The organism is Hoeflea marina (assembly GCF_003182275.1).
GTDB lineage: Bacteria > Pseudomonadota > Alphaproteobacteria > Rhizobiales > Rhizobiaceae > Hoeflea > Hoeflea marina.
This window is the reverse complement of sequence record NZ_QGTR01000005.1, coordinates 128,182-153,757: the sequence shown is the minus strand read 5'-3', so window position 1 is coordinate 153,757 and position 25,576 is coordinate 128,182. Positions and strand designations below refer to the sequence as shown.

Sequence of the window (25,576 nt, the reverse complement as noted above, 5' to 3'; positions counted from 1 at the left end):
GGCGTTCGCCAACAGGATGGACCCATGGCCGACATAGTCATCACCGAGTTCATGGACGGCGAGGCGGTCAAGCGCCTCGCCGATGCTCATGACACCCTCTACGATCCGAAACTCGTGGATCAGCCCGATGCCCTGCATGCCCATCTGGCGTCGGCCCGCGCGATCATCGTCCGCAACCGCACCCAGGTTCGCGAAGTGCTCCTGTCGATGGCGCCGAGACTGCGTGCCGTGGGCCGGCTCGGCGTCGGCCTCGACAACATCGATGTCGGCGCCTGCAAGGCGCGCTCCATCAAGGTCATTCCCGCAACCGGCGCCAACGACCTGTCTGTGGCGGAATATGTCATCACCTCGGCGCTGATGCTCTTACGCGGTGCATGGTTGCGCTCGGCGGATGTGGCTGCCGGACGCTGGCCGCGCGAGGCGATGATCGGCCGCGAACTGGCCGGCAAGACCATGGGCCTTGTCGGCTTCGGTTCGATCGCCCGGGAGGTGGCCTGGCGGGCGCACATGATGGGCATGCAGGTGATTGCCTATGATCCCTATGTCATGGCGGATCACCCGGGATGGCAGATTGCCCGCAATGTTTCGCTCGATTCGGTGCTGGAATTGTCCGACGTGGTGTCGCTGCACACGCCGCTCAACGACCAGACCCGGCGCATGATCAATGCCGAGGCGCTCGCCAAGATGAAGCCGCATTCGGTGCTGATCAACGCGGCGCGCGGCGGCATCGTCGACGAGGGCGCGCTGGCCGAGGCGCTGGCGACGGCCCGACTCGGCGGCGCCGCACTCGACGTGTTCGAGACCGAACCGCTGACGGCGGAAGCCGGCGCCAAATTCTCCGGTCTCGGCAATTGCCTGCTGACGCCGCACATTGCCGGCGTGACGGAGGAATCCAATGTCCGGGTCAGCGACCTGATTGCCGACAAGATCCTTGAAGCCCTCGCACGCAGGACATAGACCGAATGATCATCATGACCCCCGACGAGGTGACGGCGCTGATCACGGGTGCTCTCACCCGCAGCCGGACATCCCCGGACAATGCCGCATCGGTGGCGCGCGCGCTGCTGGCGGCCGAACTCGCCGGCCAGGGCGGCCACGGATTGCGGCGCGTCGCCTCCTACACGGCGCAGGCGCAGGCCGGAAAGGTCGACGGCTTTGCCCGCGCCACGGCAACGCAGACCCGGCCGGGCTCGCTCGCCGTCGACGGCGCCCACGGCTTCGCCTACCCCGCCATCGACCTGGCGCTCGACTGGCTGCCGGATGCGGCCTTGACGCAAGGCATCGCCATCGCCGGCATCCGCCGCTCGCATCACTGCGGCGTGGCCGGCGTCGTCGTCGAGGCGCTGGCAAACCGCGGCGTCGCCGCGATCATGGTGGCCAACGCGCCCGCCGCGATGGCGCCCTGGGGCGGCAACCGGCCGCTGTTCGGCACCGACCCGATCGCCTTCGCGGCACCGCTCCCCGACGATGAGCCGGTGGTGGTCGACATCTCGCTGTCGAAGGTGGCGCGCGGCAAGATCATGGCCGCCGCCCAGAAGGGCGAACCGATTCCGGAAGGCTGGGCGCTCGATCCCGACGGCCATCCGACCACCGATGCGAAGGCAGCCATGGCCGGCACCATGGTGCCGCTGGGCGACGCCAAGGGCACGGCTTTGGCGCTGATGGTGGAACTGCTCTGCGCCGGCCTGACCGGGGCCAACTACGCCTATCAGGCAAGCTCGTTCTTCGACGACAAGGGCGATCCGCCGGGCACCGGACAGGCGATCATCGCCATCGATCCGAATGCCTTCGGCCCGGGGGGCATGGACCGCTTCGCGGCCATGGCGGAAATGGTGGCGGGCACGGAGGGCGCCCGGCTTCCCGGCCGCCGCCGCCAGGAGATCAAGGCAAGGCTGAGCGCCGAGGGAATTCCGGTCGAAGCGGCGCTGGCCGACGAGATCCGCCGCATCGGCGCCTGACCGACGCGCTCAGTAGAGCAGCCGCACCCCAAGCAGCGTGATCGACGGAAACAGCGTCAGGATCGCCACCCGCATCAGGTCGCTCATCACGAAGGGCAGGACGCCGCGATAGGTCGCCTGCAGCGGCGTCTCCTTCGCCATCGAATTGATGACGAACAGGTTCATCCCCACCGGTGGCGTGATCAACCCGACCTCCACGACGATGAGCACGATGATGCCGAACCAGAGCGCGAACTCCTCGGGGTTGAGACCGAAATCGAGCGCCGACATGATCGGGAAGAAGATCGGTACGGTGAGCAGGATCATCGACAGCGAATCCATCACGCAGCCGAACACCAGGTAGAGCAGCAGCACCGACACCATCACCAGCCATGGATTGAACCCCTGCGCGGTGACAAAGGCGGCGGCGGTCTGCGGCAACTGGGAGAGCGCAAGAAAGCTGTTGAACACACCCGCACCTAGGACGATGAGAAAGATCATCGCCGTCGATCCTGCCGTGGCGAGGAAGGATTGCCCGAGCGACTTGAAGGTCAGGCCGCCGTTGACCAGCGCGATCAGACCCGTGCCGAAGGCGCCGATGGCCGCAGCTTCGGTCGGGGTGAAGATGCCGCCATAGATGCCGCCGACGACGACGAGGAACACGATGAGCACGGGCCAGACCGCGGCAAGACTGCGGAAGCGCTCGGCATAGGTCGCGCGCTCGCGGCTGCCGGCCGACTTGGGCTTGAGGCGGACATAGATGGCGATTGTGATAATGTAGCCGATGGCGGCGAGAATGCCCGGAATGAAAGCGGCCACGAACAGCTTGGCGATGTTCTGCTCGGTGAGGATGGCGTAAATGACGAGGATGACGGAGGGAGGTATCAGGATGCCGAGCGTGCCGCCCGCGGCAAGCGTACCGGTGGCAAGCTCGCCCGAATAGCCGTAGCGCCTGAGTTCGGGAAGCGCGACCTGGCCCATGGTGGCGGCCGTCGCCAGCGAGGAGCCACAGATGGCGCCGAAGCCGGCGCAGGCGCCGACCGCGGCCATCGCGACGCCGCCCTTGCGGTGCCCGAGCCAGGTTTCGGCTGCCTTGAACAGCGCCTGCGACATGCCGCCGAGCGTGGCGAACTGGCCCATCAGCAGGAACAGCGGGATGATCGACAGCGAGTAGCCGGAGAACGTGCCCCAGGTCAGGTTCCTGAGCTGGCCCGAGATCATCAGGAACGAACCGGTGATGAGATAGATCCCGCCGATGCCCGTCAGCAGCATGGCAAGTCCGATCGGTATGCGCAGAAATATCAGCGCCAGCAGAACCGGGAACGAGGCGAGGGCGATTTCGATGCCGGTCACTGGACTGCTCCCCCGCTCTCGCGCGCCTTTCCGGTCACGAGCGCATGCAGGCTGAGTAAGACGCAGTGCATGCAGACAAGCACGAAGACGACCGCACCGGCAAGGCCGGCGGCATAGGCCCACCAGATCGGGTACTGCAGGATGAAGGTCGTCTCGCCGTAGCTCATCTTGTCGAGCATCCCCTGGCCGTGCCGGACGGTGATCAGCAGCGCCGCGCCGAGCATCATGACATCGGCGACGAGGTCGATGAATCGGTTGGCTCCGGCACTCATGCGCATGGTGAGGATCTCGACTGCGGCATGCTGGCGGTTGATCTGGCACCAGCCGAGAAAGGCGAAGACGGCAAAGCCGGTGCCGAGCTCGACAAGTTCGAAGTCGCCGCGGATCGGCTTGAGGCCGATCGGGATCAGACCGCGTCCAGTCACCGAGACCACCGTCGACAGGATGACCGCGGCGAGCGCCAGGCCGCCGAGAACGGCCATGGCGGCGCTGAGCTTGCGCATGCCCGCGTCGAGGCGATCAATCATGGCCGGCCCGAAGCGGACGGAGCCGCAGCAACGCCACCGGCCGAGGCGCCACCGGCTCCTCCTGCTGCGACGCGGTCACCGGCTGCGACGAGCGGCGGGCGCCGGTTGAGCCATTCCATGTCAAAACCGGCGAGCTTCTTGTAATGTCCGGCATAGTCATGGAGTTCTCTCTCCGACATGACGTCGGCAATGGTGTCAAATTCGCCGCCGCACAGCTCCTCGACCCGTTGCATCACCTGGTCGGGACCATTGACCCGGTTGGCGAGCACGATCCGGGTGGTCGCCGGGCGGCGCTCCTCTTCATAGGCGATCAGGGCCGCCTCCGACACTCCCGATGCGACAAGACAGCGTCCGAGCACGCGCCCGTCGAGGATCGCCTGGGAGGCGCCGTTGGAGCCGATCGGATACATCGGATGGGCTGCGTCGCCGATCAGGCTGACGCGGCCGTCGCGCCAGTGGTCCACCGGATCGCGGTCGACCATGGGATACTCGTAGACGGACTTCGCCGAGCGGATCAGCGCGGGAACATCGAGCCAGTCGAACCGCCAGTCCGCAAAGGCGGGGAGGAAATCGGCCAGGTCGCCCTTCCTGTTCCAGTCCTCCCGGCTCCAGGCGGCGTCGGGCTGGCGCTTGAGTTCGGCGATCCAGTTGATCTCCGCCAGGCCGGTCCCGGCATCGGGCGCCGAGATCGGATAGGCGACGAACTTCTGCCATTCATGGCCGGCCATCGCCATGGTAGCGCCGCCGAGAAACGGTCGCGCCTGCGAGGTGGCGCGCCAGAGGATGGCGCCGCCCCAGATCGGCGGACCTTCCGAGGGATGGATCTGCAGCCGGATCCGGGAGTGGATTCCATCGGCGCCGACCAGCATGTCGCCGTGCTCGGTGCGGCGGTTGCCGTGGCGATCCTCCAGATGGAGCATGACGCCGTCTGCCGACTGCTCGAAGCCTGCGGCGCGGACACCGGTGACGACCGCCCCGGGACCAAGGCGCCGGCGCACCGCGTCGAGCAGCAACATCTGCAGCCCGCCGCGGTGGATAGAATATTGCGGCCACAGATAGCCGGCGGCCAGCCCGCGCGGCTCGGCCCAGATCGGGCGGCCGCGCTTGGAGAAATAGGCGACTTCCGCCGTGCGGACGGAAATCGCCTCAAGTTCCTCGCGAAGTCGGAGATCGTGCAGTTCCCGCACCGCGTGGGGCTGGAGATTGATGCCGACACCGAGCGGCTGCGGTGTCTCCACCTGTTCGAACACGCGCACGGGCATGCCGATCTGGTGGCATGTCAGGGCTAAGGTCAGGCCGGCGATACCGCCTCCGGCGATCAGTAGTGTCATTGTTTCATCCGGCGAGGCGGTCGACGCCCCGCCGGTCCCTTGCGGGTGATCCGCCTCAATTGCTGTATTTGGCGATCAGATCCTGCGCCTTGGCATAGAGCGCCTTGCCATCGATGCCCTTGGCGTCCATTTCCGCATACCAGTTGGTCAGCACCGGCTCGGCGGCGGCCTTCCAGCGATCAACCTCGGCCTGGTCGAGCTCGATCATGGTGTTGCCGCTGTCCACCGCGATCTTGCGGCCCGGCGCGTCGTATTCCTGCATGTTCCTGCCGGCGCTGGCGGAAAAGGCCTTGCCGGAATTGTCGTCGATGACCTTCTTGAGATCGTCGGGCAGGCTGTCGTACCTGGCCTGATTCATCGCCAGCACGAAGGCCGCCGTGTAGAGTGCGCGGTCACCAGAGAACTCGGTGTGCGTGGTGACCAGCTCGGCGATCTTGAGCGACGGCGTGACTTCCCAGGGGATGACGGTGCCGTCGATGACGCCCTTGGAAAGGGCTTCCGGAATCGCTGGCACCGGCATGCCGATCGGTTCCGAGCCCATCTCCGCCAGCAGTGCGTTGATCACGCGCGTCGGACCGCGGAGCTTCTTGCCCTGCATGTCCTCGAGCTTGCGGATGCCGTCGCCCTTGGCGTGAATGACGCCGGGTCCGTGCACCCAGGTGCCGAGTATCTTGATGCCCTTGAAGTCCTGATCCTTCATGTCGGATTCGAACAGGTCCCAATAGGCCTTCGAGGTCGCTTCCGCATTGGTCATGGTGAACGGCAGCTCGAATGCCTCGGTGCGGGGGAAACGACCGGGCGTGTATCCCGGAAGCGTCCAGACGATGTCGACGACGCCATTGACGGCCTGGTCGATCAGCTCGGGCGGCTTGCCCCCCAGCTCCATGGCGGAATAGACCTCGACCTTGATGCGCCCGCCCGAATCCGTGCCGACCTTCTCGGCCCACGGAATAAGGACATGGGCGGGGACATTCGCCTGCGCGGGAAGGAACTGATGCAGTCTCAACGTGACTTCCTGGGCAACTGCCGTTGTGGGGGCGAAGCCGAAAGCGCTCGCCGAGATTGCAGTGGCCGCAACGATTTTGAAAAGATCTCGTCTGTTCATCCTGGTTCCCCTCCGGTTTTTGCAGGCATTCTCCATTGCCTTTGAAGGAAACTAGGTCCTAAATCCGCCTCTGACCAGAGGAAAACCGCATTGCCGCGAAGTTCGGATTGTCGGGCGCGGAGGTCCCGGTCGCGCCAGTGGCGCGGCCGGGACGGGTTCGGATCAGTAGCCGCGCGGGCACTGGGCCAGGTAGCGCTGGCCCCGGCTGTTGCGGTAGTAGCACTGGCCCGGATGTTCCGAGGCGCGACCGATGAGTGCGCCGGCGACGCCGCCGATGGCCGCTCCAACCAGCGCTCCGCCGACCCGGCCGGTGGCGATGCCGCCGATGGCCGCGCCCGAGGCAGCGCCAATGGTCGCACCCTTTTCGGTCTGTGTGCATCCCGCCAGGGCGGCGGCAACCAACATGACTGCAATGACTTTCTTCATGGACTTCTCCAGTTGAGTGCGGCGTGCAACGCCGGCGTTTCGCCCCCGCAGGCGCCGCGATCTTACCCCATGCCAAGGCGCATGCACGTGTTATTTTCAACGGCGCGGCATCGGCCCCCTCACAGGACGCCCAATGCCCGGCGCCTCAAAATTTCAGAAATCTCTAAAATTCAGGGCCTGAGTGATGCGTTTGTTAAGCGCCGACGAAAATATGTGGAATCGGTGTTGATCCTTTCCGAAAAAAGGCAAACTATGCGCCGAGGGTCGCAGCCACGTCATACCCAAGGGAGGAAATCGATGGCTAGTGTTTCTATGACCGTGAACGGAAAAGCCGTTTCCGGCCAATGCGAGGACCGCACCTTGCTGGTCCAGTTCATCCGCGAAAATCTCAACCTGACCGGCACCCATGTGGGCTGCGACACGTCCCAGTGCGGCGCCTGCGTCGTCCATGTCGACGGCAAGGCGGTCAAGTCCTGCACCATGCTGGCCGTCCAGGCCAACGGATCGGAGGTCCTGACCATCGAGGGCCTTGCTTCCGGTGGCGAACTGCATCCGGTCCAGGCGGCTTTCAAGGCTCATCATGGCCTGCAGTGCGGCTTCTGCACCCCGGGCATGATCATGGCGGCGACCGACATGATCAAGCGTCACGGCGGCAAGCTTGACGAAAAGACCGTGCGGGACGAACTCGACGGCAACATCTGCCGCTGCACCGGCTACCACAACATCGTCAAGGCGATTCTCGCCGCTGCCGAGGAGATGGGCAGCACCCGCCAGGCGGCCGAATAGACTGATCCATCAGCCGACGGGTTGAAAAAGATCATGCTGTCCGGCAGCTTTTTCCCGCCCGTGGGCCCATGTTCCGGAGGAGGAAGAAATGGGACTCGAAGGCATCGGCGCCCGCGTGGCGCGCAAGGAAGACAAGCGTTTCATCACAGGTAAGGGCCGCTACACCGACGACATGACCGTTCCGGGCATGAAGCATGCCCATTTCCTTCGCTCGCCGCACGCGCATGCGCGGATCAGGAGCATCGACGCGTCGGCGGCCGAAAAGATGCCCGGCGTGGTCGGCATTCTCAACGGCAGACAGTTGACCGAGGACGCCATCGGCAACCTGATCTGCGGCTGGATGATCCATTCCAAGGACGGCTCGCCCATGAACATGGGAGCCTGGCGTCCGCTCGCTTCCGACGTGGTGCGCTATGTCGGCGATGCGGTGGCGGTGATCATCGCCGACACCAAGGCGCAGGCGAGGGATGCGGCGGAAGCCGTCGTGGTCGATTACGAAACCCTGCCGCTGGTGACCAGCGCCGCCGCCGCGCTGGAGCCCGGCGCTCCGCAGATCCATCCCGAGGCCAAGGGGAACCTGATCTTTGACTGGGAAATCGGCGACGCTGCGGCTACCGACGCGGCCATCGCAGCGGCGGCCCATGTCACAGAAATGAAGATCATCAACAACCGTCTGGTGCCCAATCCGATGGAGCCGCGCGCGGCCCTCGGCGTCTATGACGAGGCCGAAGACCACTACACCGTCTGGACCACCTCGCAGAATCCGCATGTGGCCCGACTGGTCATGAGCGCCTTCTACAACGTGGCACCCGAGAACAAGCTCCGCGTCATCGCTCCCGACGTGGGCGGCGGCTTCGGCTCGAAGATCTACATCTATCCGGAGGAGATCGTCTGCCTGTGGGCTTCCAAGCGCACCGGCGTGCCGGTGAAGTGGAATTCGGATCGGACAGAGGCCTTCCTGACCGACGCGCACGGCCGGGACCATGTCTCGACGGTGAAGATGGCGTTCGACGCCAACAACCGCATCACCGGGCTGAAGGTCGACACCATCGCCAATCTCGGTGCCTACATGTCGCTGTTTTCCTCGGCGGTGCCGACCTATCTCTATGCGACGCTGCTGTCGGGCCAGTACGACATCCCGTCCATCCACGCCAATGTGCGCACGGTCTACACCAACACCGCACCGGTGGACGCCTATCGCGGCGCCGGCCGTCCGGAGGCGACCTATCTGCTGGAGCGGACCATGGAGACGGCGGCGCGCGAACTCGGCGTTTCCCCGGCGGAGCTCAGGCGGACCAACTTCATCCGCTCGTTCCCGCACCAGACGCCGGTGATCATGAACTATGACGCCGGTGACTACGAGGCCTCGCTAGACGCGGCCATGCAGGCTGCCGACTATGCCGGTTTCCCGGGGCGGAAGGCAGAGGCGGCCTCGCGCGGCAAGCTGCGCGGCATCGGCATGAGCTGCTACATCGAGGCCTGCGGCATTGCGCCCTCGGCGGCGGTGGGATCGCTCGGCGCCGGCGTCGGCCTGTGGGAATCGGCGGAAGTGCGGGTCAATGCGGTGGGCACCATCGAGGTGCTGACCGGTTCGCACAGCCACGGCCAGGGCCATGAAACCACCTTCGCGCAGCTGGTGTCCGACCGCTTCGGCGTCGGCATCGACAGTGTGTCGATCGTCCATGGGGACACCGACAAGGTGCAGATGGGCATGGGGACCTATGGCTCGCGCTCCGGCGCTGTCGGCATGTCGGCGGTGGTCAAGGCGCTCGACAAGGTCGAAGCCAAGGCCAAGAAGATCGCCGCCCACCTGATGGAGGCGGACGAGAGCGACATCGTCATCGAGAACGGTGAGCTCAAGGTCGCCGGCACGGACAAGTCGGTGCCCTGGTTCCAGATGGCGCTCGCCGCCTACACCGCGCACAATCTGCCGGCGGGCCTGGAGCCTGGCCTCAAGGAAGGGGCGTTCTACGATCCGTCGAACTTCACCTTTCCGGCCGGCTGCTATATCTGCGAGGTCGAGGTCGATCCGGACACCGGCAAGACCGAGGTGGTGCAGTTCGTCGCCTCCGACGACTTCGGCAAGATCATCAACCCGATGATCGTCGAGGGCCAGGTGCATGGCGGCATCGCCCAGGGCATCGGCCAGGCGCTGCTGGAGAACGCCTATTACGATCCGCAAACCGGGCAGCTGCTGACGGCCAGCTACATGGACTACACCATGCCGCGCGCCGACGACCTGCCGTCCTACAAGGTCAGCACAACGGAAACCGCCTGCCCGAGCAACCCTCTCGGCATCAAGGGCTGCGGCGAGGCAGGCGCCATCGGCTCTCCCCCGGCCCTGATCAATGCCGTCACCGATGCCATCTCGAACAACAACCTGACCATGCCCGCCAGCCCGCACCGGGTCTGGGAACTGCTCAACCCGGCGCACTGACCGAAGGAGGATTGAACATGTATGCAACCAATTACCACCGGGCCTCCTCCGTGGAAGAGGCCGTTGGCCTCGCATCCGAGGACGCCAAGTATCTGGCCGGCGGCCAGACGCTGATCCCGACCATGAAGCAGCGGCTGGCCGCGCCCAGCGACCTGATCGACCTGCGCCATGTGGCGGCGATGCAGGGAATCAAGGTGGAAGGCGACAAGGTGCGCATCGGCGCGGCGGTCACCCATGCTGAAGTGGCGGCCTCGGCAGCCGTCAGGGGCGTCTGCGCCGCGCTCTGCGATCTCGCCGCCCATATCGGCGATCCGCATGTGCGGCACATGGGCACCATCGGCGGTTCGATCGCCAACAACGATCCGGCCGCCGACTATCCCGCCGCGCTGCTGGCGCTGAAGGCCGACATCATCACCAACAACCGCCGCATCGGTGCCGACGAGTTCTTCGCCGGCATGTTCGAGACAGCGCTGGACGAGGGCGAACTGGTGACGGCCGTGGAGCTTACGGCGCCGGCGAAGGCGGGATACGCCAAGTTCCGAAATCCCGCATCGCGCTACGCGCTGACCGGCGTGTTCGTCGCCAGACTGGGGGACGGCTCCGTGCGGGTGGCCGTCACCGGCGCGGGCTCCGACGGCGTATTCCGGCAATCGGAAATGGAGGCGGCGCTGGCATCGAATTTTTCCGCCGATGCGCTCAGCGGCATCAGCGTCGATCCGTCCAATCTGATGGCCGACCTGCACGCCACCGCCGAATACCGGGCCAATCTTGTCAAGGTCATGGCGAAACGGGCGCTGATTGCTGCCGGCTGAAAGTTCCATTTTCCGTCAAAAATCGGGGCGGCCAAGGCCGCCCTTTTTTTGTGCAGCTTCCGCAAGGGAAGGCCGGCGGACCCTCCGAATAGCCCTTGCAAAGGGATTTGGATTCGCGTTTGATCGGCGCTTGCTGTAGCAGCGGGGGCCTCCCCGCCAAAGGCATGCCAATCCGATATGCGTAAAACAACAAGGGAACGCGTCATGAAAAACATCCGAACGCTCCTGGCCACCACGGTGCTTGCGACCATGCTTGCCACCACCGTGCAGGCCAAGACACTGGTCTACTGCTCCGAAGGTTCGCCGGAAGGCTTCGATCCCGGCCTGTACACGGCCGGCACCACGTTCGACGCCTCCAGCCGCACCGTCTACAACCGGCTTGTCGAATTCAAGCACGGCTCGACCGAGATCGAGCCCGGCCTGGCCGAAAGCTGGACTTCGTCGGAGGACGGCACCGAATACACCTTCAAGCTCCGCGCCGGCGTCAAGTTCCAGACCACCGAGTTCTTCACCCCGTCGCGCGATTTCAACGCCGACGACGTGGTGTTCTCGTTCGACCGCCAGCTGAACGCGGAAAATCCGTGGAACAAGTATGTCGAGGGCGGCGCCTATGAATATGCCGACGGCATGGGTTTCCCGGGCCTGATCAAGTCGGTCGAGAAGGTTGACGACCTGACGGTCAAGTTCACCCTGACACGCCCGGAAGCGCCGTTCATGGCCGACCTGGCGATGGACTTCGCCTCGGTGCTGTCGAAGGAATATGCCGACAAGCTGCAGGCCGACGGCAACATGGCGCAGATGAACCAGATGCCGCTGGGCACCGGTCCGTTCGCCTTCGTCGCCTACCAGCCCGATGCGGTCATCCGCTACAAGGCCCATGACGGCTACTGGAACGGCAAGGAAAACATCGACGACCTGGTCTTCGCGATCACCACGGATGCCTCGGTCCGCGTGCAGAAGCTCAAGGCGGGCGAATGCCATGTGACAGTCTATCCGAACGCCGCCGACGTCGATGGCCTCAAGGCCGACGAGAGCCTTACTGTCGAGCAGCAGGAAGGCCTCAACGTCGCCTATCTCGCCTACAACACCACTCAGGCGCCGTTCGACAAGCCGGAAGTGCGCAAGGCGCTCAACATGGCGGTCAACAAGCAGGCGATCATCGACGCCGTGTTCCAGGGTGCGGCATCGGTCGCCAAGAACCCGATCCCGCCGACAATGTGGTCCTACAACGACGCCGTCGAGGACGACAAGTACGATCCGGAAGCCGCCAAGAAGATGCTTGAGGACGCCGGCGTGACCGGACTCAAGATGAAACTCTGGGCCATGCCGGTGTCGCGTCCCTACATGCTCAACGCGCGCCGCGCGGCCGAAGTCATGCAGGCCGATTACGCCAAGGTCGGCGTCGAAGCCGAGATCGTCACCTATGAGTGGGCCGAATATCTCAAGCTCTCCAAGGACAAGGCCCGCGACGGTGCGGTGATGCTCGGCTGGACCGGTGACAATGGCGATCCGGACAACTTCCTTGACACGCTGCTGGGCTGCGATGCCGTCGGCGGCAACAACCGCGCGCAGTGGTGCAATGAGGAGTTCGACAAGCTGGTGAAGGCGGCCAAGACGACGTCCGACATGGCCGAACGCACCCGCCTCTACGAAGAGGCCCAGGTCGTGTTCAAGCGGGAAGCGCCCTGGAACACGCTCGACCATTCGCTCGTCTTCGTGCCGGTGAGCAAGAAGGTCAGCGGTTTCGTCCAGGATCCGCTCGGCTATCACCGCTTCGACGGTGTCGACATCTCCGAATAAGCCCCTATAAGCACTCAGCCGCCCGGCATTTCGCCGGGCGGCCTTTACCGGACAATGTTTCATGCTGAGGTTTCTCGCAGGACGGTTTGCAGTCCTGATCCCCACGTTCCTGGGAGTGGCGCTGGTCGCCTTTGCCTTCATCCGGCTGCTTCCGGGCGACCCGGTGATGCTGATGTCGGGCGAACGGGTGATGTCGGACGAACGACATGCCGAAATCATGAAGAGCCTCGGTTACGACAAGCCCCTTTCCATTCAATTCGTGGACTATCTCGGCGATATCGTTACCGGCGACCTCGGCAATTCGGTGGTGACGAAGCGGCCCATCCTTGACGACTTCTTCAAGCTGTTTCCCGCCACGCTCGAGCTTTCGATCTGCGCAATCTTCCTGGCTGTGTTTCTCGGCATCCCGGCCGGCGTGCTGGCGGCGGTGCGCCGCGGCTCCTGGATCGACCAGTCGCTGATGGGCACCGCGCTGGTCGGCTATTCGATGCCGATCTTCTGGTGGGGCCTGCTGCTGATCATCCTGTTTTCCGGCATCCTGCAGTGGACACCGGTCTCGGGGCGGATCTCGCTGATGTACTATTTTCCGGCCCATACCGGCTTCATGCTGATCGACAGCCTGCTCTCGGGCCAGCCCGGCGCCTTCAAGTCGGCGCTTAGCCATCTCATCCTGCCAACCATCGTGCTCTGCACCATTCCGCTTGCCGTGATCGCGCGGCAGACGCGCTCGGCGATGCTGGAAGTGCTGGGCGAAGACTATGTGCGCACCGCGCGTTCGAAGGGGCTGTCGCCGCGCCGGGTGATCGGCGTGCACGCGCTGCGCAACGCGCTCATTCCCGTGGTCACCACCATCGGCCTGCAGGTCGGCGTGCTGCTCGCCGGCGCCATCCTCACCGAGACCATCTTTTCCTGGCCGGGCATTGGCAAGTGGATGGTGGATGCGGTGTTCAAGCGCGACTACCCGGTGGTGCAGGGCGGTCTCCTGCTCATCGCCGGCATCATCATGATCGTCAATCTTGCGGTCGATCTGCTCTACGGGCTGATCAATCCGCGCATCCGGCATTGAGGAGCGCGCGATGACCGACGCTGCATCGAGCCTGCCGGCCGTGGCCGGCGCCAAGTCCACCCGACGCGCCATGTGGGGCGAATTCTGGTACTATTTCAGCCAGAACCGGGGAGCCGTGATCGGGCTCTGCGTTTTCGTCATCATCATCCTGGTGGCGGTGCTGGCGCCGCTGATCGCGCCGCACAGCCCGAGCGCGCAGAACCGCGAGGCCTTCCTGCTGCCGCCGGCCTGGCTTGAGGGAGGCAACAGCTCGTTCCTGCTCGGCACCGACGCGGTGGGCCGGGATCTGCTGTCGCGGCTGATGTACGGCGCCCGCTTCTCGCTCTTCATCGGCCTGTTCGTCGTGATTCTCTCGGTGACCAGCGGCGTGATCATCGGCCTCGTCGCCGGTTACTTCCGCGGCTGGATCGACACCACGATCATGCGCATCATGGACGTGATCCTCGCCTTCCCGTCGCTTCTGCTGGCGCTCGTGCTGGTGGCCATCCTCGGTCCGGGCCTGCTCAACGCCATGATCGCCATCGCGCTCGTGCTGCAACCGCATTTCGTCCGCCTGACCCGCGCCTCGGTGATGGCCGAGCGCGACCGCGAATATGTCATCGCCTCGCGGGTGGCGGGCGCCGGCCGGCTCAGGCTGATGTTCGTGACCATCCTGCCCAACTGTCTGGCGCCGCTGATCGTGCAGGCGACGCTGTCGTTTTCCTCGGCCATCCTCGACGCAGCGGCGCTGGGCTTCCTCGGCATGGGCGCACAGCCGCCCACACCCGAATGGGGTACGATGCTCGCCGAAGCGCGCGAATTCATCCTGCGCGCCTGGTGGGTGGTGACCTTCCCCGGCCTTGCCATCCTGCTGACCGTGCTTGCCATCAACCTGATGGGCGACGGCCTGCGCGACGCGCTCGATCCCAAACTGAAGAAGAGCTGACCTTGGCGCTACTTGAAATCAAGAACCTGACTGTCAGCTTCGACACCGTCACAGGTCCTTTCGCCGCCGTCGACGGCGTCGACCTGACGGTCGATGGTCGCGAAATCCTGTCGATCGTCGGCGAATCCGGATCCGGCAAGTCGGTGTCGATGCTGGCGGTGATGGGGCTGCTTCCGCCATCGGCGACAGTGACGGCCGACGTGATGCGGTTTGACGGCAACGACATGCTGTCGATGACGGCCAAGCAGAAGCGGACCATCATCGGCCGCGACATCGCTATGATCTTCCAGGAGCCGATGTCGAGCCTCAATCCGTGCTTCACGGTCGGCTTCCAGATCGGCGAGATGCTGAGACGGCACACCGATCTCGACCGCAAGGCGCGCAGGACGCGCGCGATCGAGTTGCTGGACGCCGTCGGCATACCTTCCCCCCAGCAGCGCCTGAGTGCTTTCCCGCACCAGCTGTCGGGCGGCATGAGCCAGCGGGTGATGATCGCCATGGCGACCTCCTGCCGGCCGAAGCTGCTGATCGCCGACGAACCCACGACCGCGCTCGACGTCACCATCCAGGCGCAGATCCTCGACCTGCTGCGCGACCTCTGCGCCGACCGCGACATGGCGCTGGTGCTGATCACCCATGACATGGGCGTGGTGGCGCAGATGGCGCACCGGGTACAGGTGCAGTATGCGGGCCAGCGCGTCGAGGAGCAGGCCGTGCGCGAGCTGTTTTCCGATCCGCACCACCCCTACACCTCGGCGCTGCTCTCGGCGCTTCCGGAGCGCGCCACCGGCCGCGGCCACCTTCCCTCGATCGCCGGCATGGTTCCCGGCCAGCATGGCCGCCCAACGGGCTGCCTGTTCGAACCGCGCTGCCAGTTCGCGACCGACATCTGCCGCCGCGGCGCCGAACGCCAGGATGCCGCGCTTGGCCATGCGCTGTGCAACCATCCGCTGGTCAACGGGGTCGCCACCCGCATGGAGGTGGGCGCATGAGCACCGTTCTGGAAGCCGCAGACCTGACGCGGCAATACGAGGTCCGCAAGGGCTTTCTCGGCAAGACGGCGATCGTGCGCGCGCTCAATGGCGTGAGTTTCTCGCTCACATCGGGCAAGACGCTCGCCGTGGTGGGCGAATCGGGGTGCGGCAAGTCGACACTCGCCCGGCTCGTGACGATGATCGAAGAACCAACCGCCGGCACATTGCTGATCGACGGCCGGCCGGCGGAAGCATCGGACCGGGCGCTCCGGCAGATGGTTCAGATCGTGTTCCAGAACCCCTATGGTTCGCTCAATCCACGCCAGAAAATCGGCGCCATCCTCGAAGAGCCTCTGAAGGTCAACACCTCCGACGACGCCCCGACGCGCCGCCGCAAGGCGCAGGCGATGATGGAGCGGGTCGGGCTGAGGGCCGAACATTACGAGCGCTATCCGCACATGTTCTCCGGCGGCCAGCGCCAGCGCGTTGCCATCGCGCGGGCGCTGATGCTGAACCCGAAGATCCTGGTGCTCGACGAGCCGGTCTCCGCGCTCGACCTTTCGATCCAGGCGCAGGTGCTCAACCTGCTCATCGACCTGCAGCAGGAGTTCGGGCTGGCCTATCTGTTCATCAGCCACGATCTGTCCGTGGTCAAGCACATCGCCGACGAGGTGATGGTGATGTATCTGGGGCGACCCGTGGAGGTGGGGACAGCCGAGACGGTGTTCGGCGACCCCCGCCATCCATACACCCAGGCGCTGCTGTCGGCGACGCCGGTGGCCGACCCGACCCATGTCCGGCAGCAGGTGAAGCTGGTTGGCGAACTGCCGTCGCCGCTCAACATTCCGAGCGGCTGCGCCTTCCATCCGCGCTGCCCGATCGCGGTTCCCCGTTGCGCCGTGGACACGCCGCATCTCCGGCCGGTGGCCGGACGGGCTGTTAGTTGCCATCTGGCCTGAAGGTTCCGTTAACTGCGCCGCTTTACGTTTCATTGAGGATTTTGGCCGGGCATGTTTGATCCATGTCATGGCCTTGTCATTTGCCAGGCTGCATCTTGCCGCCAGGGTTGAGCCGGTTCGGCTCGTCCCCGGCCGGATCGAGCGGCCGGGGTGAATGAAACAGCGGCGTCGCGGAGGCGGCTGCCGCGCACAGCGCGGGGACGACCAGATGGATTTCGAGGCCTACTTTCAGGGCGAGCTGGGTGCATTGCGCGACGAGGGACGCTATCGGGTGTTCGCCGATCTCGAGCGCCATCGCGGCGGTTTCCCGCGCGCCACCCGGCATCTCGAGGACGGCAGCACGCAGGATGTCACCGTGTGGTGCTCGAACGACTATCTCGGCATGGGCCAGAATCCGAAGGTGGTCGATGCGATGAAGGCGGCGATCGACCAGTGCGGCGCCGGCGCCGGCGGCACCCGCAACATATCCGGCACCAATCATTCGCACGTGCTGCTCGAGCGCGAACTGGCCGATCTGCACGGCAAGCAGTCGGCGCTGCTGTTCACGTCCGGCTATGTGTCGAACTGGGCGGCGCTCGGCACGCTTGCCTCGAAACTGCCCGGTTGCATCGTGTTCTCCGATGCCGGCAACCACGCTTCGATGATCGAGGGCATTCGCCACAGCCGTGCCGAGAAGGTGATCTGGAAGCACAACAATGTTCGCGATCTCGCTGCCCGGCTGGCCGCCGCCGATCCGCGCGCGCCGAAGATCGTCGCCTTCGAGAGCGTCTATTCGATGGACGGCGACATCGCGCCGATCCGCGAGATCGTCGAGGTGGCCGAACGCTTCGGCGCCATGACCTATCTCGATGAGGTCCACGCCGTCGGCCTCTATGGTCCGCGCGGCGGCGGGATTGCCGAGCGCGAGGGCCTGATGGACCGGATTACGGTGATCGAGGGCACGCTCGGCAAGGCGATCGGCGTCATGGGCGGATACATCGCGGCCTCGGAGGCGCTGTGCGATTTCGTGCGCAGCTTTGCATCGGGGTTCATCTTCACCACCGCATTGCCGCCGGCGCTGGCGGGCGGCGCCGTCGCCTCGATCCGGCACCTGAAGGTCAGCAACGAAGAGCGCCTGATGCAGCGCGACCGGGTGGCGCGGCTGCGCTCGCTGCTCGACCGGCGGGGCATTCCCTACATGCCCAATGACAGCCACATCGTGCCGGTGATGGTGGGCAATGCCGCCAAGTGCAAGTGGATCTCCGACCTGCTGCTCGACCATCACGGCATCTATGTGCAGCCGATCAATTACCCGACCGTGCCGCGCACCACCGAACGGCTCAGGATCACGCCCACGCCCTTCCACAGCGACGCCGACATCGATCATCTGGTCGGCGCGCTGCACCAATTGTGGTCGCGCTGCGCGCTGTCACGGGCGGTCGCCTGACATCCGGATCGCGAATGGGTACCGGCTCACGCCCCAGCGCTGATCCCGGCGCGGGCCAGCCGCCGCGCCTCGCGGTCCGCGGCGTAGACGTCATCGATCGAAGATGCCGCGGGCAGTCCGGCCATCGCCTCCATCACCCCGGCGACGATGTCGGCCATGGCGAGAAAGCCGATGCGGCCCTGCATGAAGGCTTCGAGCGCGATCTCCTTGGCACCGTTGAGCACCGCGCCCTGCTGGCCGCCGCGCTGCATGGCCAGCCGCGCCAGCGCCAATGCCGGAAACAGGGTCTCGTCGGGCGCGGCGAAGTCGAGCCGCGCCAGCGCCGCCAGATCCAGCCGCTCGACCGGAAGGGTGGCGCGGCGCGGATAGGCGATGGCATAGCCGATGGCCATGCGCATGTCGGGCGCGCCGAGCTGCGCCAGCACAGAGCCGTCGCAGTAGCCCACCAGTGAATGGATCACCGACTGCGGGTGGATGATGACTTCGATCTGCTCGGGACGCAGGCCGAAGAGATGCCGCGCCTCGATCATTTCCAGCGCCTTGTTGAACATCGAGGCGCTGTCGATGGAAATCTTCGTGCCCATCGACCAGTTCGGGTGGGCCGCAGCCATTTCCGGGGTCACCGCCTGCATCTCGGCGCGGCTGAACTTGCGGAAGGGGCCGCCGGACGCGGTCAGGATGATGCGCTCGACGGCATGACGCTGGTCGGCTTCCAGCACCTGGAAGATGGCATTGTGCTCGCTGTCGACCGGCAGCAACCTTCCGCCTCCCGCCTCCACCGCGGAGGTGAAGAGATCGCCGGCGGAGACCAGGCATTCCTTGTTGGCAAGCCCGATATCGGCACCGGTGGCGGCGGCGGCCAGCGTCGGGGCGAGCCCGGCGATGCCGACGATGCCGGCCATGACAAAATCGGCCGGTCGCTGGCCCGCCTCGACCAGTGCGTCCGGCCCGGCGCCGGCCTCGATGCCGCTGCCCGACAGGGCGTCCTTGAGGTCGCGGTAGCGGCCGGGATCGGCGGTCACGGCAAAGCCGGCGCCGCACCGGCGGGCCTGAGCGGCCAGCAGATCGATGTTGCCCATGCCGGTCAGAGCCGGAACCTCGAAGGCGGACGCGCCTCCCAGATGGTCCAGCACATCGAGCGTCGACGTTCCGATCGAGCCGGTGGAGCCGAGGACGGATATACGGCGGCGGGTGGAACTGCTCATGCGCGGCGTCCGGCGTGACCGGTGGTGCTGGCGGGCTGCATGGACCTAGGCATCGCGGCCGTTGAGGGCGAGCAGGTCGAGGAACAGCGCCGAATGGTCGAGATCGCCGCCGTCGTGGGTCTCGATCATGCGAACGTAGCGGTCGCGGACGGCCTGAACCAGCGGCAGGGTCACGCCGATAAGCCCGGCCTCCGCCAGCACGTTGTCCAGATCCTTGAGCTGCACCGAAGACCGGCCGCCGGGGGCGAAATCCATCTCCTGCATGCGGCGGCCGTGCTGCTGCAGGATGGTGGAATCGGCAAAGCCGCCGGCGAGCGCGGAGCGGAAGGCGGCAAGGTCGCCGCCGCCCTCGCGCACGAGCAGCGTGGCCTCCGCGACGGCGCCGATGGCGATGGCGACAATGGCCTGGTTTGCCAGCTTTGACAGCTGCCCGGCGCCGGTGGGGCCGACGCGGGTGGCGCGGCCCATCGGCGCGAAGACAGAGAGGGCGGCTTCAAAGACAGCCGCGTCGCCTCCGACCATGATGGCGAGCGTTCCTGCTTCCGCACCCCGTGTGCCGCCGCTGACCGGCGCATCGAGATGGGCTATGCCGGTTTCGGCCAGACGTTCGGCGTGCGCACGGGCTTCGGACGGCTTGATCGAGCTCATGTCGATCAGCGTCGCGCCCGGGCCCATCGCGCTGGCGACGCCGCGCTCGAACAGGGCCTCGCCGACGGCGCCGCCGTCGGTCAGCATGGTGATGACATGGCCGGCACCCGCGACGGCTTCGGCCGGCGTCGCGCAAACCGCGGCCCCCAGAGCTGCCAGCGGCGCGGACTTGCCGGCGTCACGGTTCCAGACCTTGAGCGGCATGCCGGCGCCGAGAAGCCGGCGGGCCATGGGGCCGCCCATCAGGCCGGTGCCGATCAGTGCGATTGAGTGGGTCATTGTCTATCCGCCTGCAAGAGGGTCAGTCGGCCGCGCCGGGCACGGCCATGCAGGCATCTGTATCGGATGGAGCGGCCCCCGAGGTCAACAGGCAAGCGTGCCCGACGGCGATTGCGCCGCGCACGGGCCCGGCCGGCGGGCGGCGAAGATCCCGCCGGCCGCCCCAGGGCGCGGGTGTCAGTTGCCGAGAATGCCCGGCAGGCGCAGGCCCTGTTCCCGGGCGCAGTCGAGCGCGTCCTCGTAGCCGGCATCGGCGTGGCGCATGACGCCGGTGGCCGGATCGTTCCACAGCACCCGGCCGACCCGCTCGGCGGCGTCGGCGCTGCCGTCGCAGCAGATCACCATGCCGGAATGCTGCGAGAAGCCCATGCCGACGCCGCCGCCATGGTGCAGCGACACCCAGGTGGCGCCGGAAGCTGTGTTGAGCAGCGCGTTCAGCAGCGGCCAGTCGGAAACGGCGTCGGAGCCGTCCTTCATCGCCTCGGTCTCGCGGTTGGGCGAGGCGACCGAGCCGGAATCGAGGTGATCGCGGCCGATAACCACCGGGGCGGAGAGTTCGCCGCTGGCCACCATCTCGTTGAAGGCGAGGCCAAGGCGGTGTCGATCACCGAGGCCGACCCAGCAGATGCGCGCCGGCAGACCCTGGAACGATATCCGCTCGCGGGCCATGTCGAGCCAGTTGTGCAGATGGGTGTTGCCGGGGGTGAGCTCCTTGACCTTGGCGTCGGTCTTGTAGATGTCCTCCGGATCGCCCGACAGCGCCACCCAGCGGAAGGGGCCGATGCCGCGGCAGAACAGCGGCCTGATATAGGCAGGCACGAAGCCGGGGAAGTCGAAGGCGTGCTCCAGGCCCTCGTCCTTGGCGACCTGGCGGATGTTGTTGCCGTAGTCGAGCGTCGGCACGCCGGCGTTCCAGAAATCCAGCATCGCGGCGACATGGACCTTCATCGAGGCACGGGCCGCCTTCTCGACAGCCTTGGGATCGGATTCGCGCTTCGCCTTCCACTCGGCCATGGTCCAGTCGCTGGGAAGATAACCGTTGATCGGATCATGCGCCGAGGTCTGGTCGGTGACCATGTCCGGGCGCACGCCGCGGCGGACGAGTTCGGGCAGGATATCGGCAGCGTTGCCGAGCAGGCCGACCGACTTGGCCTCGCCGGCGCTGGTCCAGGCCTCGATCATGGCCAGAGCCTCGTCGAGCGTTTCGGCCTTCTCGTCGACATAGCGGGTGCGCAGGCGGAAATCGATCGAATCGGGATTGCACTCGACGGCCAGGCAGCAGGCGCCGGCCATCACGGCTGCCAGCGGCTGGGCGCCGCCCATGCCACCGAGGCCGGCGGTGAGGATCCACTTCCCCTTGAGATCGCCGCCGTAATGCTGGCGGCCGGCCTCGACGAAGGTCTCGTAGGTGCCCTGGACGATGCCCTGCGTGCCGATATAGATCCAGGACCCGGCGGTCATCTGGCCGTACATGGCCAGTCCCTTCTTGTCCAACTCGTTGAAGTGGTCCCAGGTGGCCCAGTGCGGCACCAGATTGGAGTTGGCGATCAGCACCCGCGGCGCATCCTTGTGGGTGCGGAAGACGCCGACCGGCTTGCCGGACTGCACCATAAGGGTTTCGTTCTCTTCGAGATCTCGCAGCGTGGCGACGATCTGGTCGAAATCGGCCCAGGTGCGCGCGGCGCGGCCGATGCCGCCATAGACGACAAGCTCATGCGGGTTCTCGGCCACTTCCGGATCGAGATTGTTCATCAGCATGCGCATCGGGGCTTCGGTCATCCAGCTCCTGGCGGTGATCTTGCTGCCGCGCGGACTGCGGACGTCGCGGATGTTGTGGCGCGGATTGATGATGGTCATCGGGCGGCTCCCTGGCTGTGTTTGAGATCGAGCGCGACTGCTTCGATGCGCTCGAGAATGGCTTTGAGATGGACGCGCAAGCGGCGCGCCTTCGGCATGTCGAGAGCGAAGGGCGGAGCTTCCTCGACCATGTAGGTGGATTGCGCCAGCTCCATCTGGATGGCGTGGACGCCGGTCTCGGGCCTGCCGTAGTGGCGGGTGGTCCAGCCGCCCTTGAAGCGGCCATTGGCGATCGAGGTGTAGCCGTCTGCCGCGGCCGCCGCCGTCAGTTCGGCGGTGGATCGCTCGAACTCCGGCGCGCAGGAGCGGCCGGTATCGGTGCCGATGTTGAAGTCGGGCAGTTTGCCGCTGAACAGATAGGGGATGCCGGAGCGGATCGAGTGGCAGTCATAGAGCACGGCAATTCCGTGCAGCTTGCGGACGCGCTCGATCTCGGCCGCCAGCGCCCGGTGGTAGGGCGCGTGGTACTGCTCCAGCCGTTGCGCGATGGCGACATCGTCGGGGATCGAGGGCTCGTCCCAGATCGGCATGCCGTCGAAATCGGTCAGCGGCACCAGCCCGGTGGTGTTCTGTCCCGGATAGAGGCTGATGCCTTCCGGATCGCGGTTGGCGTCGATCACGTAGCGGTGGAAGGTGGCGCGCACCGAGGTCGCCCCGGGCAGCAATCCTTCGTACAGCCTGTCGACATGCCAGTCGGTGTCGGCGAGCAGCCGTCCGTTGGCATTGAGCTGCTGGAGCATCATTTCCGGCACATGGGTGCCGGTGTGGGGAAAGGCGAGAATGACCGGCGATGTGCCGCGGGTGATTTCGAAGGGCTGCAAGCTCATGCCTCCAGGGTTGGAAGGATTCCGGGCGAGATGGCGCCGGCAAGCGCGCCGGACGCAACGAGCAGGGCCGCCGCTTCCAGATCGTCGGCCATGTAGCGGTCCTCATCCAGCGTCGGAACCACGGCACGGATGGCCGAAAGCGCTCCGACCAGTTCGGGGCTGGTAACGAGAGGCGCCCGGAATTCGATTCCCTGCGCCGCCGTCATGGCCTCGATCGCGATGATCATCGACAGATTGTCCGCCATGCGCAACAGCCGCCGGGCGCCGTGGCAGGCCATCGAGACATGGTCCTCCTGGTTGGCGGACGTGGGTGTCGAATCCACGGATGCCGGATGCGACATCTGCTTGTTTTCCGACATCAGCGCCGCCGAGGTCACCTCTGCGATCATCATGCCGGAGTTGAGGCCCGGCTTGCGGGCGAGAAAGGCGGGCAGTCCATAGGAGAGAGCCGGATCGACCAGCAGGGCGACGCGGCGCTGGGCGATGGCGCCGATCTCGCAGATGGCGATGGCGATCTGGTCGGCGGCGAGCGCCACCGGCTCGGCGTGGAAATTGCCGCCGGACACGACCGTGTCGTCGGAAAGCACCAGCGGGTTGTCGGTGACCGCGTTGGCCTCGATCTCCAGCGTGCGGGCGACCGATCGCAGCAGGTCAAGACAGGCACCGTCGACCTGCGGCTGGCAGCGGATGCAATAAGGGTCCTGCACCCGCTCGTCGCCGGTGATGTGGCTGTCGCGGATGACCGACCCCTCAAGCAGCCCGCGCAAGGCGGCGGCGGCGTCGATCTGGCCCTTGTGGCCGCGCAGGCTGTGAATGTCTGGATGGAACGGCGCCGAGGAACCCATCGCGGCGTCGGTGGACATGGCACCGGTGACGAGTGCCGCCTGCGCGGCGCGGTGGGCGCGGAACAGTCCCGACAGCGCCAGCGCGGTGGAGACCTGGGTGCCGTTGATCAGCGCCAGGCCTTCCTTGGCGGCGAGCACCACCGGCGTCAGGCCCGCCTTGTCCAGAGCGACGCGCGCGGGCATCCGCTCGCCGTCGAAGGTGGCTTCGCCTTCGCCGGTCATGGCGGCAGCCATGTGGGCGAGCGGCGCCAGGTCGCCGGAGGCGCCGACGGAGCCCTGTTCCGGAATGACCGGAATGACGCCGCGGTCGAGCATGGCCTCGATCAGGCGGATGATCTCGAGACGGACGCCGGAGGCGCCACGACCAAGCGAGATCAGCTTCAGCGCCATGATCAGGCGGACGATGTTGTCGGCGAGCGGCCGGCCCACGCCGCAGCAGTGCGACAGGATCAGGTTGCGCTGCAGCGTGGCGACATCGCCCGAGGCAATGCGGATCGAGGCCAGCTTGCCGAAGCCGGTGTTGATCCCGTAGACCGGGTCGTCGCCCCGGGCGATCTCGGCGATGCGGGCGGCGGCCTTCTCTATGCCCGCATCGAAGCTTCGGTCGAGCACCACGGGCACGCCGGTCCAGTGGATGGTCTCGAGCTCGGCAAGCGTCACCGAGCCGGGGCGCAGGATCAGTGTCATCGGATGGGGTTCCCCGGGGTTATGGATGGTTGACGGAACTGAGCATGGCCGGCGGCGACGCGGGCGAACAGCGGATTGAAGCCGATGCGGTAGACCAGCTCGGCCGGGCTCTCGATGTCCCAGATGGCGAGGTCGGCGCACTTCCCCGCTTCCAGCGTCCCCGTTTCGTCCGACAGGCCGAGCGCGCGGGCCGCATTGCGGGTGACGCCGGTGATGCATTCCTCGACGGTCAGGCGGAACAGGGTCGCCGACATGTTCATGGTCAAGAGGAGCGAGCTCAGCGGCGAGGTGCCCGGATTGCAGTCGGTGGCCACGGCCATCGGCACATTGTGGCTGCGGAACAGATCGACGGGCGGCTTGCGGGTCTCATTGATGGCGTAGAAGGCGCCGGGCAGCAGCACGGCCACCGAACCGGCAGCGGCCATGGCGGCAACCCCGGCTTCGTCGGTGTATTCGAGATGATCCGCCGACAGCGCGCCATAGGATGCGGCGAGGGCGGCGCCGTGGAGATTGGACAACTGATCGGCATGCAGCTTGACCGGCAGGCCCAGCCGGACGGCGGCGTCGAAGACGCGGGCCATCTCCTCGGGGGAAAAGGCAATGCCCTCGCAGAAGCCGTCAACGGCGTCGGCAAGGCCTTCGGAGCGGGAGGCCTCCAGTGCAGGCAGCACCACGTCCGTGATGTAGTCGCCATTTCGGCCGCGATAGGCGACGGGTGCTGCGTGGGCGCCGAGGAAGCTGGTGCGGACACGCACGGCCCGTTCCCGACCCAGCATCCGGGCGGCGCGCAACATGTCGAGTTCCGGCTCGATGGCGAGGCCGTAGCCGGACTTGATCTCGATGGTGGTGACGCCTTCGGCGAGCAACGTGTCGAGACGCGGCAGCGAGGCCCGGACCAGGCCGTCGACCGACAGGGCCGATGTCGCCCTTACGGAAGAGACGATGCCGCCGCCGGCACGCGCCACTTCCTCGTAGGAGGCGCCGTTGAGCCGCATCTCGAATTCGTTGGCGCGGTTGCCGCCATAGACGATGTGGGTGTGGCAGTCGATGAGCCCGGGGGTGATCCAGCGTCCCTCGACGTCGATGGTCTCCGCGCCGGCGGCGAGCGCCCGGTCGAGATCGGCCTCGCGGCCGGCAAAGACGATTCGGCCGTCACGGACCAGCACGGCGCCGGCCTCTATGACGCCCAGCCCGGAAAGGCCGGCGGCGAGCGTGGCAAGCCGGGCGTTGCGCCAGAGGCGAGGCGGGGCGCTTGATGCGCGGCTCGAAAAAATGTCTGCTGTCATGGATGATATGCCTTTCAGTCAGACATGAACATGTATATACATAATAGTGAATTGGCAATGCAGTATTTTGCCCGCCGC

General features: G+C 66.1%; 22 protein-coding genes. 11 read left to right on the top strand and 11 right to left on the bottom strand.

The window, feature by feature from the left end; all coding sequences use genetic code 11:
• Positions 1-24: 24 nt before the first annotated feature.
• The gene (locus DFR52_RS18970; RefSeq protein WP_110033594.1) at positions 25-957 is read left to right on the top strand and encodes a hydroxyacid dehydrogenase; all 933 of its coding nucleotides are present in this window, start codon (positions 25-27) and stop codon (positions 955-957) included.
• 5 nt (positions 958-962) lie between these two features.
• Positions 963-1,958, top strand: coding sequence for an Ldh family oxidoreductase (locus DFR52_RS18965; RefSeq protein ID WP_110033593.1), 996 nt, complete (start codon positions 963-965; stop codon positions 1,956-1,958).
• A 9-nt stretch (positions 1,959-1,967) separates the two neighbouring features.
• Here the strand turns inward: DFR52_RS18965 and DFR52_RS18960 are convergent, their stop codons facing one another.
• The 5 genes from DFR52_RS18960 to DFR52_RS18940 form a co-directional block, all read right to left on the bottom strand.
• On the bottom strand, positions 1,968-3,290 hold the full coding sequence (locus tag DFR52_RS18960; RefSeq protein WP_110033592.1) for a TRAP transporter large permease: 1,323 nt from the start codon (positions 3,288-3,290) through the stop codon (positions 1,968-1,970).
• Positions 3,287-3,817 (bottom strand): TRAP transporter small permease, encoded by a 531-nt coding sequence (locus DFR52_RS18955; protein ID WP_110033591.1) that lies wholly within the window; start codon positions 3,815-3,817, stop codon positions 3,287-3,289. The genes DFR52_RS18960 and DFR52_RS18955 overlap by 4 nt, the downstream gene beginning before the upstream one ends.
• Positions 3,814-5,148: a flavin-dependent oxidoreductase gene (locus DFR52_RS18950; RefSeq protein WP_110033590.1), complete on the bottom strand. Its 1,335-nt coding sequence runs from the start codon at positions 5,146-5,148 to the stop codon at positions 3,814-3,816. Before DFR52_RS18950 ends, DFR52_RS18955 begins: the two co-directional genes overlap by 4 nt.
• Before the next feature lie 55 nt (positions 5,149-5,203).
• Positions 5,204-6,253: a TRAP transporter substrate-binding protein gene (locus tag DFR52_RS18945; RefSeq protein ID WP_110033589.1), complete on the bottom strand. Its 1,050-nt coding sequence runs from the start codon at positions 6,251-6,253 to the stop codon at positions 5,204-5,206.
• Between the two features lie 162 nt (positions 6,254-6,415).
• Positions 6,416-6,679 carry a glycine zipper domain-containing protein gene (locus DFR52_RS18940; RefSeq protein ID WP_110033588.1) on the bottom strand — a complete coding sequence of 88 codons (264 nt, stop codon included), beginning with the start codon at positions 6,677-6,679 and terminating at the stop codon, positions 6,416-6,418.
• 297 nt (positions 6,680-6,976) lie between these two features.
• On the opposite strand from DFR52_RS18940, the gene DFR52_RS18935 reads away from it, so the two are divergent.
• The 9 genes from DFR52_RS18935 to hemA all read left to right on the top strand — a co-directional run bounded on the left by DFR52_RS18935 (position 6,977) and on the right by hemA (position 17,864).
• On the top strand, positions 6,977-7,465 hold the full coding sequence (locus DFR52_RS18935) for a (2Fe-2S)-binding protein (protein WP_110033587.1): 489 nt from the start codon (positions 6,977-6,979) through the stop codon (positions 7,463-7,465).
• Positions 7,466-7,553: 88 nt separating this feature from the next.
• Positions 7,554-9,902: a xanthine dehydrogenase family protein molybdopterin-binding subunit gene (locus tag DFR52_RS18930; RefSeq protein WP_110033586.1), complete on the top strand. Its 2,349-nt coding sequence runs from the start codon at positions 7,554-7,556 to the stop codon at positions 9,900-9,902.
• 17 nt (positions 9,903-9,919) lie between these two features.
• Entirely contained in the window at positions 9,920-10,714 is a 795-nt protein-coding gene (locus DFR52_RS18925; RefSeq protein WP_110033585.1) for an FAD binding domain-containing protein, read from the top strand.
• Positions 10,715-10,918: 204 nt separating this feature from the next.
• Positions 10,919-12,514, top strand: coding sequence for an ABC transporter substrate-binding protein (locus DFR52_RS18920; protein WP_110033584.1), 1,596 nt, complete (start codon positions 10,919-10,921; stop codon positions 12,512-12,514).
• 61 nt (positions 12,515-12,575) lie between these two features.
• Positions 12,576-13,580: an ABC transporter permease subunit gene (locus tag DFR52_RS18915; protein ID WP_110033583.1), complete on the top strand. Its 1,005-nt coding sequence runs from the start codon at positions 12,576-12,578 to the stop codon at positions 13,578-13,580.
• A gap of 10 nt (positions 13,581-13,590) precedes the next feature.
• A complete protein-coding gene (locus DFR52_RS18910; protein WP_110033582.1) occupies positions 13,591-14,505 on the top strand; it encodes an ABC transporter permease subunit in 915 nt (304 codons plus the stop codon).
• Positions 14,506-14,507: 2 nt separating this feature from the next.
• Positions 14,508-15,497: an ABC transporter ATP-binding protein gene (locus tag DFR52_RS18905; protein WP_110033581.1), complete on the top strand. Its 990-nt coding sequence runs from the start codon at positions 14,508-14,510 to the stop codon at positions 15,495-15,497.
• The gene (locus DFR52_RS18900) at positions 15,494-16,438 is read left to right on the top strand and encodes a dipeptide ABC transporter ATP-binding protein (protein ID WP_110033580.1); all 945 of its coding nucleotides are present in this window, start codon (positions 15,494-15,496) and stop codon (positions 16,436-16,438) included. Before DFR52_RS18905 ends, DFR52_RS18900 begins: the two co-directional genes overlap by 4 nt.
• Before the next feature lie 208 nt (positions 16,439-16,646).
• Positions 16,647-17,864: a 5-aminolevulinate synthase gene (gene hemA / locus DFR52_RS18895; protein ID WP_110033579.1), complete on the top strand. Its 1,218-nt coding sequence runs from the start codon at positions 16,647-16,649 to the stop codon at positions 17,862-17,864.
• Between the two features lie 26 nt (positions 17,865-17,890).
• Here the strand turns inward: hemA and dxr are convergent, their stop codons facing one another.
• From dxr to hutI, 6 genes are all read right to left on the bottom strand, one after another.
• Positions 17,891-19,069 (bottom strand): 1-deoxy-D-xylulose-5-phosphate reductoisomerase, encoded by a 1,179-nt coding sequence (gene dxr, locus DFR52_RS18890; protein ID WP_110033578.1) that lies wholly within the window; start codon positions 19,067-19,069, stop codon positions 17,891-17,893.
• A gap of 45 nt (positions 19,070-19,114) precedes the next feature.
• Complete coding sequence (locus DFR52_RS18885) at positions 19,115-19,996, bottom strand: NAD(P)-dependent oxidoreductase (RefSeq protein WP_110033577.1); 882 nt, start codon at positions 19,994-19,996, stop codon at positions 19,115-19,117.
• Positions 19,997-20,173: 177 nt separating this feature from the next.
• The gene (gene hutU, locus DFR52_RS18880; RefSeq protein WP_170132319.1) at positions 20,174-21,847 is read right to left on the bottom strand and encodes a urocanate hydratase; all 1,674 of its coding nucleotides are present in this window, start codon (positions 21,845-21,847) and stop codon (positions 20,174-20,176) included.
• Positions 21,848-21,849: 2 nt separating this feature from the next.
• Positions 21,850-22,680: an N-formylglutamate deformylase gene (gene hutG, locus DFR52_RS18875; RefSeq protein WP_110033575.1), complete on the bottom strand. Its 831-nt coding sequence runs from the start codon at positions 22,678-22,680 to the stop codon at positions 21,850-21,852.
• Positions 22,677-24,212 (bottom strand): histidine ammonia-lyase, encoded by a 1,536-nt coding sequence (gene hutH, locus DFR52_RS18870; RefSeq protein ID WP_110033574.1) that lies wholly within the window; start codon positions 24,210-24,212, stop codon positions 22,677-22,679. Before hutH ends, hutG begins: the two co-directional genes overlap by 4 nt.
• Positions 24,209-25,498, bottom strand: coding sequence for an imidazolonepropionase (hutI, locus tag DFR52_RS18865; protein ID WP_110033573.1), 1,290 nt, complete (start codon positions 25,496-25,498; stop codon positions 24,209-24,211). Before hutI ends, hutH begins: the two co-directional genes overlap by 4 nt.
• Between the last annotated feature and the right edge of the window lie 78 nt (positions 25,499-25,576).

Bases quoted from the DNA above. Each gene is read 5' to 3' on its own strand.
- DFR52_RS18970 (WP_110033594.1), top strand. From the start codon at position 25: ATGGCCGACATAGTCATCACCGAGTTCATGGACGGCGAGGCGGTCAAG.
- DFR52_RS18965 (WP_110033593.1), top strand. From the start codon at position 963: ATGATCATCATGACCCCCGACGAGGTGACGGCGCTGATCACGGGTGCT.
- DFR52_RS18955 (WP_110033591.1), bottom strand. From the start codon at position 3,817: ATGATTGATCGCCTCGACGCGGGCATGCGCAAGCTCAGCGCCGCCATG.
- DFR52_RS18950 (WP_110033590.1), bottom strand. From the start codon at position 5,148: ATGACACTACTGATCGCCGGAGGCGGTATCGCCGGCCTGACCTTAGCC.
- DFR52_RS18945 (WP_110033589.1), bottom strand. From the start codon at position 6,253: ATGAACAGACGAGATCTTTTCAAAATCGTTGCGGCCACTGCAATCTCG.
- DFR52_RS18940 (WP_110033588.1), bottom strand. From the start codon at position 6,679: ATGAAGAAAGTCATTGCAGTCATGTTGGTTGCCGCCGCCCTGGCGGGA.
- DFR52_RS18935 (WP_110033587.1), top strand. From the start codon at position 6,977: ATGGCTAGTGTTTCTATGACCGTGAACGGAAAAGCCGTTTCCGGCCAA.
- DFR52_RS18930 (WP_110033586.1), top strand. From the start codon at position 7,554: ATGGGACTCGAAGGCATCGGCGCCCGCGTGGCGCGCAAGGAAGACAAG.
- DFR52_RS18925 (WP_110033585.1), top strand. From the start codon at position 9,920: ATGTATGCAACCAATTACCACCGGGCCTCCTCCGTGGAAGAGGCCGTT.
- DFR52_RS18920 (WP_110033584.1), top strand. From the start codon at position 10,919: ATGAAAAACATCCGAACGCTCCTGGCCACCACGGTGCTTGCGACCATG.
- DFR52_RS18915 (WP_110033583.1), top strand. From the start codon at position 12,576: ATGCTGAGGTTTCTCGCAGGACGGTTTGCAGTCCTGATCCCCACGTTC.
- DFR52_RS18910 (WP_110033582.1), top strand. From the start codon at position 13,591: ATGACCGACGCTGCATCGAGCCTGCCGGCCGTGGCCGGCGCCAAGTCC.
- DFR52_RS18900 (WP_110033580.1), top strand. From the start codon at position 15,494: ATGAGCACCGTTCTGGAAGCCGCAGACCTGACGCGGCAATACGAGGTC.
- hemA (WP_110033579.1), top strand. From the start codon at position 16,647: ATGGATTTCGAGGCCTACTTTCAGGGCGAGCTGGGTGCATTGCGCGAC.
- dxr (WP_110033578.1), bottom strand. From the start codon at position 19,069: ATGAGCAGTTCCACCCGCCGCCGTATATCCGTCCTCGGCTCCACCGGC.
- DFR52_RS18885 (WP_110033577.1), bottom strand. From the start codon at position 19,996: ATGACCCACTCAATCGCACTGATCGGCACCGGCCTGATGGGCGGCCCC.
- hutG (WP_110033575.1), bottom strand. From the start codon at position 22,680: ATGAGCTTGCAGCCCTTCGAAATCACCCGCGGCACATCGCCGGTCATT.
- hutH (WP_110033574.1), bottom strand. From the start codon at position 24,212: ATGACACTGATCCTGCGCCCCGGCTCGGTGACGCTTGCCGAGCTCGAG.
- hutI (WP_110033573.1), bottom strand. From the start codon at position 25,498: ATGACAGCAGACATTTTTTCGAGCCGCGCATCAAGCGCCCCGCCTCGC.